The sequence below is a fragment of the Pseudomonas sp. GW822-FHT06B12 genome (assembly GCF_058799675.1).
In genome coordinates, this window is record NZ_JBXALR010000010.1 from 148,721 (window position 1) to 164,337 (window position 15,617).

The 15,617-nt window shown below is 58.1% G+C and carries 17 protein-coding genes; 7 read left to right on the forward strand and 10 right to left on the reverse strand.

Features of this window, described 5'->3' with window-relative positions; translation table 11 throughout:
* Positions 1-52 precede the first annotated feature (52 nt).
* Positions 53-916: a hypothetical protein gene (locus tag AC1RKH_RS21540; protein ID WP_493063110.1), complete on the forward strand. Its 864-nt coding sequence runs from the start codon at positions 53-55 to the stop codon at positions 914-916.
* The gene (locus AC1RKH_RS21545; RefSeq protein WP_071553741.1) at positions 916-1,638 is read left to right on the forward strand and encodes a TylF/MycF/NovP-related O-methyltransferase; all 723 of its coding nucleotides are present in this window, start codon (positions 916-918) and stop codon (positions 1,636-1,638) included. Before AC1RKH_RS21540 ends, AC1RKH_RS21545 begins: the two co-directional genes overlap by 1 nt.
* A gap of 118 nt (positions 1,639-1,756) precedes the next feature.
* Here AC1RKH_RS21545 and AC1RKH_RS21550 read toward each other — a convergent pair whose 3' ends face one another.
* Positions 1,757-2,653, reverse strand: coding sequence for a LysR family transcriptional regulator (locus tag AC1RKH_RS21550; protein ID WP_493063111.1), 897 nt, complete (start codon positions 2,651-2,653; stop codon positions 1,757-1,759).
* A gap of 121 nt (positions 2,654-2,774) precedes the next feature.
* Between AC1RKH_RS21550 and AC1RKH_RS21555 the strand changes: the two genes are divergently transcribed.
* Positions 2,775-3,533 carry an SDR family NAD(P)-dependent oxidoreductase gene (locus tag AC1RKH_RS21555; protein ID WP_123426744.1) on the forward strand — a complete coding sequence of 253 codons (759 nt, stop codon included), beginning with the start codon at positions 2,775-2,777 and terminating at the stop codon, positions 3,531-3,533.
* A gap of 114 nt (positions 3,534-3,647) precedes the next feature.
* Here the strand turns inward: AC1RKH_RS21555 and AC1RKH_RS21560 are convergent, their stop codons facing one another.
* Positions 3,648-4,085 carry a multidrug/biocide efflux PACE transporter gene (locus AC1RKH_RS21560; RefSeq protein WP_493063112.1) on the reverse strand — a complete coding sequence of 146 codons (438 nt, stop codon included), beginning with the start codon at positions 4,083-4,085 and terminating at the stop codon, positions 3,648-3,650.
* An 89-nt stretch (positions 4,086-4,174) separates the two neighbouring features.
* On the opposite strand from AC1RKH_RS21560, the gene AC1RKH_RS21565 reads away from it, so the two are divergent.
* Positions 4,175-5,029 (forward strand): LysR family transcriptional regulator, encoded by an 855-nt coding sequence (locus tag AC1RKH_RS21565; RefSeq protein ID WP_493063113.1) that lies wholly within the window; start codon positions 4,175-4,177, stop codon positions 5,027-5,029.
* A 158-nt stretch (positions 5,030-5,187) separates the two neighbouring features.
* On the opposite strand, the gene AC1RKH_RS21570 is transcribed toward AC1RKH_RS21565, so the two are convergent.
* Genes AC1RKH_RS21570 through AC1RKH_RS21580 form a run of 3 tightly spaced genes read right to left on the reverse strand, consistent with a single transcriptional unit; the run spans position 5,188 to position 7,284 of the window.
* Positions 5,188-6,423 carry an RNA polymerase sigma factor gene (locus AC1RKH_RS21570; RefSeq protein ID WP_493063114.1) on the reverse strand — a complete coding sequence of 412 codons (1,236 nt, stop codon included), beginning with the start codon at positions 6,421-6,423 and terminating at the stop codon, positions 5,188-5,190.
* Complete coding sequence (locus tag AC1RKH_RS21575) at positions 6,423-6,914, reverse strand: SRPBCC family protein (protein WP_493063115.1); 492 nt, start codon at positions 6,912-6,914, stop codon at positions 6,423-6,425. The genes AC1RKH_RS21570 and AC1RKH_RS21575 overlap by 1 nt, the downstream gene beginning before the upstream one ends.
* A gap of 25 nt (positions 6,915-6,939) precedes the next feature.
* A complete protein-coding gene (locus tag AC1RKH_RS21580; protein ID WP_493063116.1) occupies positions 6,940-7,284 on the reverse strand; it encodes a YciI family protein in 345 nt (114 codons plus the stop codon).
* Positions 7,285-7,504: 220 nt separating this feature from the next.
* Between AC1RKH_RS21580 and AC1RKH_RS21585 the strand changes: the two genes are divergently transcribed.
* Both AC1RKH_RS21585 and AC1RKH_RS21590 read left to right on the forward strand, forming a co-directional pair.
* Positions 7,505-7,990, forward strand: coding sequence for a GNAT family N-acetyltransferase (locus AC1RKH_RS21585; protein ID WP_493063117.1), 486 nt, complete (start codon positions 7,505-7,507; stop codon positions 7,988-7,990).
* 33 nt (positions 7,991-8,023) lie between these two features.
* Entirely contained in the window at positions 8,024-8,629 is a 606-nt protein-coding gene (locus AC1RKH_RS21590; protein WP_493063118.1) for a pyridoxamine 5'-phosphate oxidase family protein, read from the forward strand.
* Positions 8,630-8,761: 132 nt separating this feature from the next.
* Here AC1RKH_RS21590 and AC1RKH_RS21595 read toward each other — a convergent pair whose 3' ends face one another.
* The 3 genes from AC1RKH_RS21595 to AC1RKH_RS21605 all read right to left on the reverse strand — a co-directional run bounded on the left by AC1RKH_RS21595 (position 8,762) and on the right by AC1RKH_RS21605 (position 10,802).
* Complete coding sequence (locus AC1RKH_RS21595) at positions 8,762-9,259, reverse strand: GNAT family N-acetyltransferase (RefSeq protein ID WP_493063119.1); 498 nt, start codon at positions 9,257-9,259, stop codon at positions 8,762-8,764.
* Between the two features lie 325 nt (positions 9,260-9,584).
* Positions 9,585-10,073 (reverse strand): GyrI-like domain-containing protein, encoded by a 489-nt coding sequence (locus AC1RKH_RS21600; protein WP_493063120.1) that lies wholly within the window; start codon positions 10,071-10,073, stop codon positions 9,585-9,587.
* 66 nt (positions 10,074-10,139) lie between these two features.
* Positions 10,140-10,802 (reverse strand): LysE family translocator, encoded by a 663-nt coding sequence (locus AC1RKH_RS21605; RefSeq protein ID WP_493063121.1) that lies wholly within the window; start codon positions 10,800-10,802, stop codon positions 10,140-10,142.
* Between the two features lie 229 nt (positions 10,803-11,031).
* On the opposite strand from AC1RKH_RS21605, the gene alaC reads away from it, so the two are divergent.
* On the forward strand, positions 11,032-12,237 hold the full coding sequence (gene alaC, locus AC1RKH_RS21610; RefSeq protein ID WP_493063122.1) for an alanine transaminase: 1,206 nt from the start codon (positions 11,032-11,034) through the stop codon (positions 12,235-12,237).
* An 86-nt stretch (positions 12,238-12,323) separates the two neighbouring features.
* Here the strand turns inward: alaC and AC1RKH_RS21615 are convergent, their stop codons facing one another.
* Positions 12,324-13,988, reverse strand: coding sequence for a glycosyl hydrolase family 18 protein (locus AC1RKH_RS21615; RefSeq protein ID WP_493063123.1), 1,665 nt, complete (start codon positions 13,986-13,988; stop codon positions 12,324-12,326).
* Between the two features lie 220 nt (positions 13,989-14,208).
* Positions 14,209-15,561, reverse strand: coding sequence for a GntP family permease (locus tag AC1RKH_RS21620; protein WP_493063124.1), 1,353 nt, complete (start codon positions 15,559-15,561; stop codon positions 14,209-14,211).
* Positions 15,562-15,617 lie beyond the last annotated feature (56 nt).

Below are 15,617 nucleotides of genomic sequence, written 5' to 3' on the forward strand. Positions count from 1 at the left end.
GTTACCTTGGTGCCGACTCTTAAGAGACCCGATGCATTCAGGAGGGGGAACCGTGAATCTGTACATCAATCAGCTTCAGAAGAAAGCTGACTTCAAAAGCGCCATCTACGCTGGCGATATCTTCCTGAACACCCAGCTCAATGCAGCAAAAGAACTCTGTGCTTTTGCTCAGGAAAGCATCACCGCCGCGTTTGACGGCGAGACTGACCACCAGGCCCTGCACCGCCTGATGCCGGTGGAAGAGTTCGTGGTGCTGGTAACCCGGCTCAAAGGCCAGTTCACCAATAGTCTGCGGGCCAAAGAGTTGATCCGTGGTTTCACCGAAGAAATCGGTGCAGCCCCCGAAGAGTTCATCTTCGACGTGCCGCGGATTCGCGTTGTGCCCAACTACGATTACCTGCACGCCGGCGTCAGCTATGCGTACAAACCTCATCGCGACACCTGGTACGGCGGCGTCGACTGCCAGATCAACACCTGGATGCCGGTCTATACGATCCAGCCGGACCAGACCATGATGATCAACCCGGCGTACTTCGATAAGCCGGTGAAGAACACTTCGGCACAGTGGAGCCTCTCCGACTGGATCGGCGTGCAACGCCAGCGCGCCAAGGACAACGTCAAGGAAGAAGCCCGTCAGCACCCGGTACCGACCGAGGACATCGACGCGGCGTCCGAAATCCGCATTGCCGGCAACACCGCCGAAATGCTGATTTTCTCCGGTTCACACCTGCACGGCACGGTTCCCAATTACACCGAACAAACCCGCTTCAGCGTGGATTTCCGCCTGATGCACCTAGGCGACCTGAAGCACAAGCGCGGCGCGATCAACGTCGACAGCGCGTGCCCGGATGTCGGCGCCGGCTTCAAAGACTATTTCCACGCCCACGACTTCTCGAATTTCCAAGGAATCCAATAATGACCAAGCGTCGCATTACGCCTGCCGAGGCCCAATACAACGAAACCCGCGCGGGTGTCCTCAAGCGCGTCGACGCCGAGTACGTGGCCGATGCCCCCTTCGTGTTCGCCAACCGCATCGGCGTGACCGCTGCATTGTCGCGCATGGAACTGTTCAAGAAGGTCGCCGAAATCCCGGGCGCGATCGTCGAGTGCGGCGTGTACAAGGGCAACTCGCTGATGCTTTACATGCACCTGTCGATGATCCTGGAGCCTTACGCGATCAACCGTTCGATCGTTGGCTTCGACACCTTCGAAGGCTTCCAGAGCATCAACAAGGACGAAGACCCGGCCGACGTCAACGAGACCATGTTCTCCGACACCGACCAGTCGCTGATCCAGGACATGATCGACGCCAACGACCTGCTGCGTCCGGTCAACCGCATCCCGCGTTGCGAGCTGGTCAAGGGCGACATCTGCAAGACTGCACCTGAGTGGGTCAAGACCCGTCCGGACCTGGTCGTGGCGATGCTGATCCTCGACACCGACCTGTACGAGTCGACCAAGGTCGCGCTGGAAACCTTCCTGCCGTACATGCCAAAAGGCGCCATCGTGGTGCTGGACGAAGTCGCCTATCGCAACTTCCCGGGCGAAACCAAAGCCCTGCGCGAAGTCTTCGACCTGAACAAGATCGAACTCAAGCGCCTGCCGTTCGACTCCTGCGTGGGTTACTTCCACGTCTGACGCATCACTTCCTGTGGGAGCGAGCTTGCTCGCGATGGCGGCAGAACAGTCGACATAGATGTTGGATGTTATGGCCTCATCGCGAGCAAGCTCGCTCCCACAAGGGATTTGTCGTTCTTCAGGCCATGGGCTGGATAACGTGCCCCAGCCAGTCCATGAACGCCCGCACTCGCAATGGCAAATGCCGTTGCCGGGCATAGAGTAGCGAAACCTCCAAGGACGGTGCGTTCAGCTGCGGCAAGACCGCCACCAATTCACCACTGAGCAGGTACGGCTGCATCCCCATCAGCGGCGCCTGGATCAACCCGAAACCACCCAGACATGCTGACTCGTAAGCGTCGGTATTATTAACCGTCACACTGCCGGTCATCGGCATTCGATGCAGCTTGCCCTCCTCCTCGTACAAAAAACCTTCCGACCGTGAACCCAGTACGCCGACATAATGAACCAGCCGATGCTGCGCCAGATCTTCCAGCCGTTGTGGCACACCATAGCGCTGTAGATAGGCAGGACTAGCGCAGTTGACCATGGCAAAGTCACACAGGTGACGAGCGACCACCGATTGATCCGGTTGCGCGCCGACCCGTACCACGCAATCAAATCCTTCACTGAGCAAATCGACCCGACGATCGGTGCTGCTGATTTCCAGCGCCAGGTTGGGGTGCAGCGCCATGAATTCCGGCAGGCGCGGCATCACCACCCGCCGGGCCAGAATGTTGGGCATATCGATTCGAATACGCCCGGTCAGCGAGGCTTCGTCCTGGCGAAACAGTCCTTCGATTTCATCCATGTGCGACAGTAAGTCCTTGCTGCGTTCGTATAACACCAGACCGTCCTGAGTTGCCTGAACCTTGCGCGTGGTGCGTTGCAGCAAGCGTGTGCCGAGCAGGGTCTCCAGGGCCTGGACGTGCTCGGAAACGGTGGAACGAGGCAAGCCGAGACTTTCGCCCGCGAGCGTGAAACTCGACATTTCGCTGACCCGGACGAAGGTGCGCAACAGTTCCAGTTTGTTCATGAGGCCGACTCTTTATTGTTCGGGTTATCCGACCAGTGATTCCGATTTCAGCCTGTTTATCACCTAAAGGCGGATAAATAAACTTTCTCCCATCATCACTCACTGCTCTGGAGAACGTCCCATGAACCGCAAAATCGCATTGATCACCGGCGCCAGCCGTGGCCTCGGCAAAAGCACCGCCCTGCATCTGGCAGCCCAGGGCATCGACATTATCGGCACCTACAACAGCCGCGCCGACGAAGCCCAGGCGCTAGTCACGCAAATCGAAAGCCTTGGCGGTCGCGCCGCCATGCTGCAACTCGACGTCGGTCAGAGCGAAGGTTTCGGCGCCTTCACCACAGAGGTCGGGAATGTCCTGAAAAACCACTTCGACCGCCAGCACTTCGACTTTCTGATCAACAACGCCGGGGTCGGCGTGCATGCGAACTTCGCCGACACCACGGTCGCCCAGTTCGATTTGCTGATGAACGTCCATCTGAAGGGGCCGTTTTTCCTCACCCAGAACCTGTTGCCGCTGCTGAATGACGGTGGCCGGATCATCAATATCTCCAGCGGTCTGGCCCGTTTCAGCCTGCCGGGGTACGGTGCCTATGCAGCGATGAAGGGGGCGATGGAAGTGCTGACCCGCTACCAGGCCAAGGAACTTGGGGCACGGAACATTGCGGTGAATATCCTCGCACCGGGCGCCATCGAAACCGACTTTGGCGGCGGTACGGTGCGTGATAACGCGGAGGTGAACCAACTGGTGGCAAGCAATACGGCGCTGGGGCGCACCGGCAAACCCGACGACATTGGCGCCGCAATTGCGCTGTTGCTGGCGCCGGGTAGTCAGTGGATCAATGGGCAGCGTATCGAAGCTTCGGGCGGGATGTTTTTGTAATCAGGATCAAAAGATCGCAGCCTTCGGCAGCTCCTACACAGGTTGAATACATCCGCAAAAATTGTGGCTGTACTCGATCGGTGTAGGAGCTGCCGCAGGCTGCGATCTTTGCTTTTATCCCTCGCAAGACTGGCGCATCACCCACCGCTCACGAACCACGTCGTAAGCCCAGTGGTAGATGTAGGTGTACGGCAGGAAAAACAGCAACACGCCGATGTCCAGAATCAACGCCTGCATCAGGCTGACGTTCAGCCACCAGGCAATCAGCGGCACACTGACCGCCACCAGACCGCCCTCAAACAACAAGGCGTGCAAGACCCGGGTTGCGGCACTCGGGACAAGCGCCAGGCGCTTGAGCAGACGGTCGAACAGACCGTTGAACAGCACGTTCCAGGCCAAGGCGATCAGACCGATGGCAATGGTCACGGCGCCCATCTCGAGCATCGGTTTGTCCATCAGCCACGCCAGCAACGGTGTACACAGCATGACCGCCAACAGTTCGAAACCAATGGCCTGAAAAACACGTTCGATAAAGGATTTATTGGTGCTCATCATCAAGCTCCCTGGGTGAATGTGGTTGCCATCATCTACCACCACACCGATACTTCATAACCATTAACCATCGATCAGGGCGATAGTTCATGGCCTCACATGAAGTGCTGCTGGCGTTCGTCCAGGCGGCGACCCAAGGTTCGTTTTCCGCAGCGGCACGCAAACTCGGCAAGAGCCAGTCGACCATCAGCGCGGCCGTCGCGAGCCTTGAAATCGACCTGAACGTGATGCTCTTCGATCGCAGCAGTCGCAAGCCCAGCCTGACCTCGGCCGGGCATGTCATGCTGCAACGCGCCGAGGACATTCTGGCCGCCACCAGCCGTCTGGAAATGACCGCCGCGCAGCTGTCCCAGGGCGTTGAGGCGAAACTGACGGTGGCGATTTCCGACACCTGGCAGTCCGACCGATTTGAAGCCGCGTTGAGCGACTTCGAGCAGCGTTATCCCGATCTGGAACTCGAATGCCTGATTGCCGAGTGCGACGATTTGATCGCGTTGGTGCAACGCGGTCGCGCGAATATTGCCTTCGCCGAAATGCAGTCCGACTACCCGGCAGACCTGAACAGCGCGACGCTCGACGAGCGCACGGAAATTGCCTTGTTCGTGTCGCGCGAACATCCGCTGGCGACACTGCAAAAGGTCGACAAAAACATCCTGCAGCAGCACCGCGAGTTGCGTCTGGCGACGATCATCAATCCGTACGAAACCCGCGCCCAAGGCCGGGTCTGGTCGGCGCCCAGTTATCTGATGCTGCTGGAAATGGCCCAAGGCGGTTTTGGTTGGGCGCCCTTGCCGCGCTGGCTGGTCGGGCGCTTTGGTGCGGGTTCGTTGCAGGAGCTCAAGGTCCGCGGCTGGCCGAAACCGGTGGCGGTCGACGCGCTCTGGTCACGCCTGCATCCGCCGGGGCCGGCGGGGAGCTGGTTGCTGACCAAGATGCTGGAGTGATCAAAGGGTCTCGGGGATCGACGTGCATCCATCAATCCCGGGAATACACGGTCGGCGTAGGAGCTGGCGTAGCCTGCGATCTTTTGGCGTCTGCAAGAGTGCTGAAGATCAAAAGATCGCAGCCTTCGGCAGCTCCTACGGCTGATGAGGCGCTGCAATCAATTGAGCTCACTCAACCGCCGCTCGATGAACCGTCGTTCCGGCACTTGCCGAGTCAGCTCAAGGGCACGTAAATAAGCCGCCCTCGCCTCTTCAACACGCCCCAGTTGCCGGCAAAACTCTGCGCGTGCCGAATGGGCCAGGTGATAGTCGAGCAGCTCGCCTCGCTGCAGAATCCCTTCAATCAGTGTCAGCCCCGCCAGCGGTCCATCGCGCCTGGACAATGCCGCCGCGCGATTGAGCTCAATCACCGGCGAAGGCTGCACCTGCAGCAACACGTCATACAGCCCGACAATCTGCGGCCAGTCGGTTTGCTCGGGCGTCGAGGCTTCGGCATGCACCGCCGAGATCGCTGCTTGCAGGCAATACGGTCCGAAGCCGCGAGTGCTCAGCGCCTGCTCGATCAACGCGCAACCTTCGGCAATCATCCGGGCATCCCACAGCGAACGGTCCTGTTCATCGAGCACGATCAACTCGCCCGACGCCGAGGTTCTGGCCGGGCGCCGCGATTCATTGAGCAGCATCAGCGCCAACAGCCCCATCACCTCGGGCTCCGGCAACAGTTCCATCAGCAAACGACCGAGACGGATCGCTTCGCGGGTCAGGTCTTCGCGAGTCAGCTCGCTGCCGACCGACGCCGAATACCCTTCGTTGAACACCAGATAAATCACCCGTAACACGCTGTCCAGACGCTCGGGCAACTCGGCAATGGAAGGCACTTGATAAGGGATTTTTGCGTCACGAATTTTACTTTTGGCACGCACGATGCGCTGAGCGATAGTGGACGGTGCAACGAGAAAGGCCCGGGCGATTTCCTCAGTGGTCAGGTCGCAGACTTCGCGTAGCGTCAACGGTACCTGCGCATCCGCTGCCAGGGCCGGGTGGCAACAGGTGAAGATCAGCCGCAAGCGATCGTCTTCCACATCTTCAGCACTCCAGTCGGCCTCTTCGAGTTCTTCCAGCTGTGCGACCAATGCCGCTTGCGAGGCGGCAAATCGTGCCCGACGGCGCAAACCGTCGATGGCCTTGAAGCGCCCGGTCGACACCAGCCAGGCACGCGGATTGTCAGGCACGCCATCGCGCTGCCAGCGTTCGACCGCGACGAAGAAGGCTTCATGCAAAGCCTCTTCGGCGAGGTCGAAATCGCCCAGCAGGCGAATCAATGTAGCGAGGATGCGCCGCGATTCACTGCGGTAAACCGTCTCGACCAGCGCCTTGACCGACTCGCCCGGCATCAGTCCGACATGCCCGTGGTCACCAGGGTCACCAACCGGTCCAGACTCTGCCCCCAGCCGTCATGAAACCCCATGGCTTCATGGCTCTCTCGATCCTCTTCGGACCAGTGCATGGCGCGGGCCGTGTAGAGCGTTTTGCCGTCGACCTCATCGAACGTCACTTCGGCGGTCATGAACGGTTTGCCCGAGGGGATCCAACCAGGTTTGAAGGCATCGGTGAAGACAATCCGCTGCGGCGCTACGATTTCCAGGTACACCCCCGACGTCGGGTACTCGCTGCCATCCGGTGCGCGCATCAGCGTGCGGAATTGACCACCGACCCACAGGTCCATTTCACACTCCGGCGTGGTCATGCCGTGAGGCCCCCACCACTGGGCGAGCAACTGCGGCTCGGTCCAGGCACGGAACACCTTGCTGCGTGGCGCATCAATCAAGCGACTGATGCACAACTCGTATTCGGCAGGCTGACCGCCTGCTTCGGGAATGCTCATGGAAAACTCCTGTTTTTGATTGTTATCAGGGATTCAACTCACGTACAGGACGCACTTCAATGCTGCCGACCCGGGCCGCCGGGATATTGCCGGCGACCTGAATGGCTTCGTTCAGGTCCTTCGCATCGATCAGATAAAAGCCGGCCAATTGCTCCTTGGTTTCGGCGAACGGACCGTCGGTGATCGACAACTTGCCGCCGCGCATACGCACCGTGGTAGCGGTCTGAACGGATTCCAGCGCCTCGGCGGCGAGCATCCGGCCGCTGCCCTGAACCGACTCGGCGTAGGCCATGCATTCGGCATCATGCGGGCTGTCGGGCGAGGTATGCAGAACCCGTTCGTCGCTATAGACCAGGCATAGGTATTTCATAAGGCTCTCCATCATCGGGCTGATCAACTATGGCTGCAGATCGGGCATTTGGCGAACATCCCGACGATCAGGGTTGCAGCTCGAATAACGTGTTTTTTGTGTGAGGACACCCTTAGTCGTCTGGCCAAAAGCCAATTCGACAGCTCAAATAAAATAAATTTCGAAGAGGTAAACTGGCTAGAATCCGGGCTTTGAATTTGTCGCAACACGGACACCGCCAGTGACTACCCAACTTGTTCCCTACGAACAGCTGACACCTGCTCAGCGCCAGCAACTGGAAGCCATTGAGATCCCTGCGCAGCAGCAGCAATTCTCTGGCGATATCGATATGGCCTTGCATACGTTGTTGTCCGCACCGGGCGACGGCATCAAAGGCTTCGCCCTGCTGGCTGACGAGACTCCCGTGGCTTTCCTGCTGCTCAAGCGCCCGCCGTTCTTGCCGCACTGGGCCAATGGCGACACCGCAACCGTGCACGCGCTACAGGTCGATCACCGCCACCAAGGCAAGGGTTTCGGCAAAGCCTGCCTGCAAGCCCTGCCACAGGTAGCGCGTCAGGCCTGGCCGGAAATCAAAGGTCTGGAGCTTTCGGTGGATGCGCAGAATGAATCGGCGCTCGGGCTCTATCTCAAGCAGGGCTGGGTCGACAGCGGCAACGCCTACAAAGGCCGGATCGGCTATGAGCGGCGCATGGCCCTGGCTTTCTGAACACCCGACAACCTGTCATGGATGATATGAACAATGCTGACGACTATCGAACAACTTGAAGCGATTTACGGCCTGCCCCACGACCGCGCCGTGCGCAAGGAAATCCCCTTCCTCAATCTCGATTACCAGGCGATGGTGCGCGCCTCGCCGCTGGTCATCGTAAGCTCGGCCGGCCCCGACGGCATGGATGGTTCGCCTCGCGGCGATACACCGGGTTTTGTGCGGATTATCGATGAGCGAACGCTGGCGATTCCCGACCGCCCGGGCAATAACCGCATCGACACCTTGCGCAACATCGTCCTTGATTCGCGGATCTCGTTGCTGTTCATCATTCCGGGGATTGGCGAGACATTGCGGGTCAATGGCCGCGCGCGGATCAGCGCCGAGCCCGAGTTGCTGGAAAGCTTTGCGGTAAACGGCAAACCGGCGCGCACGGTGATTCTGGTGGAGGTCGAAGCGGCGTATTTCCACTGCTCCAAGGCGATCGTCCGTTCGGATTTGTGGAACCCGGAAAAGTACCTGGACCGCTCGGCCCTGCCCACCGCAGGTGCCTTTCACAAGCGCTTGAACGATGGCCAGTTCGATGCCGAAACGTATGATCTGGAAGCGCCTGCTCGGGTACTCAACAGCCTCTACTGACCACTCCGTGTGGGAGCGGGCTTGCTCGCGAAAGCGGTGGGTCAGTCCACATAGCTGTTGAATGATAAACCGCATTCGCGAGCAAGCCCGCTCCCACCTTGGATCTCCATTGTTCTGATAAGGAGTCGTGGGTTACAAATCCAGCGCCATTTCATGCCAGGCCATGCCGCCGTGGTCGGACGCGGACGCCTTGAGGTAGGCGAAACCAAACCCGGCATACAGCGGAATGTGCCGCTCCTTGCACATCAGGTTGATGCGGATTTTGCCCAAATCACGCATGCGAACAATGAACTCGCTCATCAAACGCTTCGCCAACCCCAGCCCTTGAAAGTCCGGGTGCACCACCACCGACATGATCACCACCTGCGGGCCATCCGGGTCATGGCCGATCATCTCCTTGAAGGCCTCATCAGCCATTTCTACCTGATACGCCGCCCCCGAATTGATAAACCCGGCGACGACACCGTCGACCTCGGCCACGATAAAACCTTGTGGCCAGGTGGCAATCCGCGTGGCGATTTTCTCGTGAGTGGCCGCTTCATCGCCCTCATACGCTTCGATTTCGATGGCGAAGCAGCGGTCAAGATCAGCCGGCGTGACCTGGCGAATGACAGTCGTGGGTGAGTTCATGGCGTGGCCCGGTCAGCGAAAAAGAGGGAGCGAATCATAAATTAATAAGGACTGCATATCGATCATCTGCAAGCCCGTAAAGCCTTCGTATAGCGGCTTTCTTTCGCTTAAGGTTCGGACTATTTGTTGTCCCTGTCACTGACCATAAATAGGGAAACTCACCATGAGTAGCGTTCAGATCGGTCTGCTTATGCTGTTCACCATCAGCGCCTTTGGCTTTATCACGCTGTCGATCGACGTGCTGCGAGCGCGCCGAATCAGCAAAGGCAAATAGTGCAGACGTGAAGAGGCGGACAGCGCGAACCTGCGCCGCCTCTCAACCCATTCAGGCAGTTTTGAGCGGCACCCAGATTTCCAGCACACCGGTATTGAGCTTCGGGTTGAAGTCGTCGCTGTAGCGCTCGAACTCCGGAGCATCGGCAGCCTCATGACCCGACTGTGGCAACCAGGTTTTCCAGATGTACTGAAAGGTTTGCGGCAGGGTGTCCAGCGCACCTTCGTGCTTGAACACCGCATAGTGCTGGGGCTGTATTTCGATCCAGCGGTAGAGTTCTGGCAGATCATCGAGCTTGCTGATCTCGACACCGGCGATGTACTCGAAACCACCTTTGTCATCCGGGTTGCAGCAGATGCCGTAGGTTACCTCGCCTATTTGCCCTGGAACATTGCCGATATGCGGTTCGAATTTCTTCCAGAGTTTGGGGATGCCTTCGGTGGTGTCCGCACTAAACCGCCCGCCCAGCCCGGCGATCAGCAGGAAATGCCCCGTTTCGAAGCGCGGCTCAGCGACCACGCCCTTTTTTGGATCGTCCATGAATCAACTCCTGCAACTGAAGATGGGTTTGGCATCAAGTATAGAAGCCAAACCGGATTCCCCCAGTCAAAGGCCCGGAAGTTCTGCAACAGCCGTCGAGACGATAAATTCCTGATAACCAGAAACGATCACGTAGACTGCGAAATAACAGAAGATCGCTGCAGATGCCATATAAGAATAGCGCAGTAGCTTGTCCCCCAAGAGCTTGCCGCCCTGGGTCGCCGCCAGGCACAGGGCAACGCACCAGAGCAGCCCGGCGCAAAAGAACCCTGCCAGAAACAGTGCGGCACTGGTCACGCTGCCGCCCCCGGAACGGGCAATCAGCGTACCGCCCACCGCAGCGAACCAGAGAATCGCACTGGGCGACGACATCGCCAGGAATATCCCACGGAAAAACTCTCGGCGATGGGAACCCGCACTGACCTCACCCGCCTCTGCCAACACCGCACTGTGATGAATGGCCGAGTAAATCATCTTCGCCGCGAAGTACAGCAGCAACGCCGAGCCACCGATCCACAGCGCCCAGCGCACGGCCGAATACTGCAACAGCACCGTCATGCCCGCCAGCGCCAGCACCGCGTAAACCAGGTCGCCGACACAGGTGCCAAGCCCCAGCGCAAAGCCCTGAAAATACCCGCGTTGCATGGCCAGTGTGATCATCGCAATGTTGGCCACGCCGATATCCAGGCACAGTGAAAGACTCAGCAAAAAGCCGCTGGAAAACTCCATTTTTCATCCTGTCTGGTGGTGTTTTTTGAGTGAGTACGGTCTTTTGCAAGAAGCGTGCGCACACAGACGCACGGCAAAAGTTTGCGTGTTCAGTCAGCAGTGTCGTCGAAAATAGTTGACCCTCACCACTAGACAATCGGCCATCGACGCCCTTATCTTCCGCCACAGGCCACCGCAGTGGCCAGCGTCGCTCGGACGGTTCCGGGCGCTTACGTTATTCGAGGCAACAATGGCCGAACAAGGTTCGCCGCGCCGCTTTGCGCGCATAGATCGACTCCCCCCTTACGTATTCAATATTACTGCCGAGCTGAAGATGGCCGCCCGTCGTCGTGGCGAAGACATCATCGACTTGAGCATGGGCAACCCCGACGGCCCCACTCCGCCGCACATCGTCGAAAAACTGGTGACCGTCGCCCAGCGCGAAGACACCCACGGCTACTCCACGTCCAAGGGTATTCCGCGCCTGCGCCGGGCGATTTCCAATTGGTACAAGGATCGCTACCAGGTCGACATCGACCCGGAAAGCGAAGCCATCGTCACTATCGGTTCCAAGGAAGGCCTGGCGCACTTGATGCTCGCCACCCTCGATCAGGGCGACACGGTATTGGTGCCCAACCCGAGCTACCCGATCCACATCTACGGCGCGGTGATTGCCGGCGCCCAGGTGCGCTCGGTGCCGCTGATTCCGGGCGTGGACTTTTTCGCGGAGCTGGAACGAGCCATTCGCGGTTCGATCCCGAAACCGAAGATGATGATTCTCGGCTTCCCGTCCAACCCGACCGCGCAGTGCGTCGAGCTGGACTTCTTCGAACGGGTGATCGCCCTCGCCAAGCAGTACGACGTACTGGTGGTACACGACCTGGCCTACGCCGACATCGTCTACGACGGCTGGAAAGCCCCGTCGATCATGCAGGTGCCGGGCGCCAAGGACATTGCGGTGGAGTTTTTCACCCTGTCCAAGAGCTACAACATGGCCGGCTGGCGGATCGGTTTCATGGTCGGCAACCCGGAACTGGTCAACGCCCTGGCGCGGATCAAGAGCTACCACGACTACGGCACGTTCACCCCGCTGCAAGTGGCGGCCATCGCCGCGCTGGAAGGTGATCAACAGTGCGTCAAAGACATCGCCGAGCAGTACCGGCAGCGTCGCAACGTGCTGGTCAAAGGCCTGCATGAACTGGGCTGGATGGTCGAAAACCCGAAAGCCTCGATGTACGTCTGGGCCAAGATTCCTGACGCCTACGCGCACCTCGGCTCGCTGGAGTTCGCCAAGAAACTGCTGGCCGAAGCCAAGGTCTGTGTCTCGCCGGGCGTGGGCTTTGGTGAATACGGGGATGATCATGTGCGCTTCGCACTGATCGAAAACCAGGACCGGATTCGTCAGGCGGTACGTGGCATTCGCGGGATGTTCCGGGCGGATGCGGCGGCGGGTTGATTTCGCGGATTTCTGAACGGAACATAAAATGCCCCTGTGAGTGGATTGCGCTCACAGGGGCATTTTTCGTTTCGGGTAGCTGATCGTTAGCGCGATGGTGGCAACAATTCAGTCGCGCCTTTGTAGTAGAAAGGTGCCATGTCGATCACCTCGGTTTTCACCTTACGACCCACCCCTTCACATGCAGCGTTGTTCAGCAGGCCGTTGTCATAATCGCCCATCCAGCTGAACAGGCCGCCCAACTTCATTTTTTTCACATACTCGCCTTTGGCCTTGATCGTGCGAGGCGTATCGAGGGAGATGAACAATTCAGTCGTCGGATTGTAGAGAAAGTCTGCATCGGCCTCGTCGTCGGTGTATAGGATAAAGCCATTGAGTGGCTGCTGCGTCTCCAGGTTCAGATAGTTGTAAATCATGTCTGGCCATTCGGTGACGCCACTTTCAAATGAGCCACCCGTGACAGTCCCGGGACGGGGCGTGTACGTTCCTATCAACGGTGAAACGCTCTTCAGTTCTGCCTGTTGAGCATTTCGACTGTAACCCGCATATCCCAAGAAGATCTTTTTCGAATCCACACCCAGTCCCAACAAGTACTGCACCGCGGAATGTACGGAGTTCTCAGTAAGATCAGCGGGGTTGCTGCGCTTCAGGTTGCAATGGTGCTGAAGCTTTGTGGCCCATGGCGTGCCAAAGAAGTCGTAACACATCAGGTTGATACCTTCGACGCCAGCCTCGATCAACGCCGGAATATTGGACTTCGCCAACTTCACCGGGTCGGCAATCGAAGCAATGCTGATTTTGATATTTGGCAACCTGGCCTTTACCTCTCGTATCAGCACCGCAAAATACGCGGGGTCATCGTCATCGTACCTATTGGGCTCCCAGGTTTCCCAATCCGCAGGCTGGCTGCCGGGAGCCCCTGGGTACTCCCAATCGATATCGATACCAGTGAACATGGGGAACTTTTGAAAGATAGCAACAATGCTATCGACACAAATGGCTCTCTTGGCCGAGTCACGGACGAGATCGTAAAAGGCTTCACTCATCGACCAGCCGCCCAGGCTGAGGGATATTTGCAGGTCCGGGTTGGCCGCTTTGAGTTTACGTAATGCGCCCAATGCACCTTGTGCCTCGTCGGGATCATAGAGCTTTTTGTAATCATCGCTGATGTAACTCGGAAACCCACAATTGATATAGTTCGCAACGTCCCCGTAGGGATCGGTGAGCATCGCCTTGGACATCCAGAGTCTTTCTGCTGCGTCCAGCTGTTGCTGAGTCGGGGGGAAGCCTGGCCTCGGGATATGGTCCCAGTAGTGTGCTGCCGTAGCGATAGAATTCCTCTTGACTCCCAAGTCTCCGACAATCGCTGCAAAACCAAGAACGATCTTGTCAAAGGTTCCCGTCTTGCCCTCGAGCCTCATGAAGTCGGTACCACGTCCTCCTACTTTATAGGAAGGCGGATCTTCATAACGTTCGTCATAAGTCCCCCAATCGCTGTAATAACAAAAGCACTCGAACTCATTTTTGTCATATTGATTGAACACATTTCTTGCCACTCGCCCTGGAGTAAAGGAAAGCTGATCATCTCTGGTCTCGGGTGTGTAGGTATTTTCTTTATAAGTGTCTTCAGCAGCACCAACCCCTCGAGTATCCCCCGGTTTAATCAGAGTCCCCGGATCCGATGGAAAAACAAGTTTGCTCTCCCTGCCTTCCCGACCTACGTGTGTTAACCCAGTTTCTTTTGCGGTCATGATGTTTTCTCCCTGCACGCGTAAATGAGTCACGAATTCATGAACAACTTTTACGCGGGGCACGACACAGCGCCTACCTGTCAAAGTTGACAGTGCCGACGAACGGCGCTCAGGGATTGAGGGTGGCAAAAAGAAAGCCGCGACAGGACTGAGTGTCCTCTCGCGGCTCGGGTGACAGGCTGTATGCAGTACCCGCACAACGTGCAGGCACCGGGGAAACTTAAACCACCAGCGACAACAACATGATGAAGCCCAGCGCGACGACGGACAGGATGGTTTCCATCGCGGTCCAGGTCTTGAAGGTTTCGGCCACGGTCATGTTGAAGTACTGCTTGACCAGCCAGAAGCCTGCATCGTTGACGTGCGACAGGATCAACGAACCCGCGCCGGTGGCCAGCACCAGCAACTCGCGGTTAACCCCCGGAATCATCCCCACCACCGGCACCACGATGCCGGCACCGGTAATGGTTGCCACAGTCGCCGAACCGGTGGCCACGCGGATCACCGCCGCAACCAGCCAGGCCAGCAGAATCGGCGAGATCTGCGCGCTCACCGCCATGTGGCCAATCACATCACCCACACCGCTGGTCACCAGCATCTGCTTGAAGCCACCGCCGGCACCGATGATCAGAATGATCGCGGCGGTTGGCGCCAGGCTGGTGTCGAGCAGTTTGAGGATCCGCTTGGAATCGATGCCCTGACGATGTCCGAAGGTGTACAGCGACAGCAGCAATGCCAGCAGCAAGGCCGAGATCGGGTGACCGATCATGTCCATCCATGTGCGGAAGAAATGCCCGTCCGGCAGCGCGATGTCGGCAAAGGTTTTAAGCAGCATCAGGAACACCGGCAGCAGCACAGTGATCAAGGTAATGCTGAAGCTCGGCAAGGTGCTGGACTGAGGCTCGCGGGCCAGTTGATCGACCAGTTCCTGATTAGGATGGCCGGGGATGTATTTGGCAATGAACGTACCGTAGATCGGGCCGGCAATAATGGCCGTCGGCAGCGCAACGATCAGACCGTAGAGAATGGTTTTACCGATGTCCGCACCGAACACCCCAATGGCCAGCAACGGACCAGGGTGTGGAGGAACCAGACCGTGCACGGCAGAAAGGCCGGCCAGCAACGGGATACCGATCTTGATGATTGAAACGCCAGTGCGCCGGGCAACGATGAACACCAGCGGAATCAGCAGCACAAAGCCAATTTCGAAGAACAACGGAATGCCGACCAGGAAGGCCGCAAACATCATGGCCCACTGCACGCGCTCTTTACCGAACGCGCGAATCAGGGTCTGGGCGATCTGATCCGCCCCGCCCGATTCGGCCATCATTTTGCCGAGCATGGTGCCCAGCGCGAGGATGATCCCGACAAACCCGAGCACCCCACCGAAGCCGTCCTGGAACGCCTTGATGATGGTGCCAATCGGCATGCCCGAGGTCAGCCCGAGAAAAGCGGCGGCGATGATCAGTGCAATGAAGGGGTGAAGCTTGAACTTGGTGATCAGGACGATCAATCCGATCACGGTGATCACTGCATCAAGCAGCAAAAACGACTCGTGGGACATGCCAAACATGGGGGGGTATCTCCTGTTTGTTGTTGTTATTAAAGCGGGTTTAAACCGTCTGCGAA

Bases quoted from the DNA above. Each gene is read 5' to 3' on its own strand.
- AC1RKH_RS21545 (WP_071553741.1), top strand. From the start codon at position 916: ATGACCAAGCGTCGCATTACGCCTGCCGAGGCCCAATACAACGAAACC.
- AC1RKH_RS21550 (WP_493063111.1), bottom strand. From the start codon at position 2,653: ATGAACAAACTGGAACTGTTGCGCACCTTCGTCCGGGTCAGCGAAATG.
- AC1RKH_RS21555 (WP_123426744.1), top strand. From the start codon at position 2,775: ATGAACCGCAAAATCGCATTGATCACCGGCGCCAGCCGTGGCCTCGGC.
- AC1RKH_RS21560 (WP_493063112.1), bottom strand. From the start codon at position 4,085: ATGAGCACCAATAAATCCTTTATCGAACGTGTTTTTCAGGCCATTGGT.
- AC1RKH_RS21565 (WP_493063113.1), top strand. From the start codon at position 4,175: ATGGCCTCACATGAAGTGCTGCTGGCGTTCGTCCAGGCGGCGACCCAA.
- AC1RKH_RS21570 (WP_493063114.1), bottom strand. From the start codon at position 6,423: ATGCCGGGCGAGTCGGTCAAGGCGCTGGTCGAGACGGTTTACCGCAGT.
- AC1RKH_RS21575 (WP_493063115.1), bottom strand. From the start codon at position 6,914: ATGAGCATTCCCGAAGCAGGCGGTCAGCCTGCCGAATACGAGTTGTGC.
- AC1RKH_RS21580 (WP_493063116.1), bottom strand. From the start codon at position 7,284: ATGAAATACCTATGCCTGGTCTATAGCGACGAACGGGTTCTGCATACC.
- AC1RKH_RS21590 (WP_493063118.1), top strand. From the start codon at position 8,024: ATGCTGACGACTATCGAACAACTTGAAGCGATTTACGGCCTGCCCCAC.
- AC1RKH_RS21595 (WP_493063119.1), bottom strand. From the start codon at position 9,259: ATGAACTCACCCACGACTGTCATTCGCCAGGTCACGCCGGCTGATCTT.
- AC1RKH_RS21600 (WP_493063120.1), bottom strand. From the start codon at position 10,073: ATGGACGATCCAAAAAAGGGCGTGGTCGCTGAGCCGCGCTTCGAAACG.
- AC1RKH_RS21605 (WP_493063121.1), bottom strand. From the start codon at position 10,802: ATGGAGTTTTCCAGCGGCTTTTTGCTGAGTCTTTCACTGTGCCTGGAT.
- alaC (WP_493063122.1), top strand. From the start codon at position 11,032: ATGGCCGAACAAGGTTCGCCGCGCCGCTTTGCGCGCATAGATCGACTC.
- AC1RKH_RS21615 (WP_493063123.1), bottom strand. From the start codon at position 13,988: ATGACCGCAAAAGAAACTGGGTTAACACACGTAGGTCGGGAAGGCAGG.
- AC1RKH_RS21620 (WP_493063124.1), bottom strand. From the start codon at position 15,561: ATGTTTGGCATGTCCCACGAGTCGTTTTTGCTGCTTGATGCAGTGATC.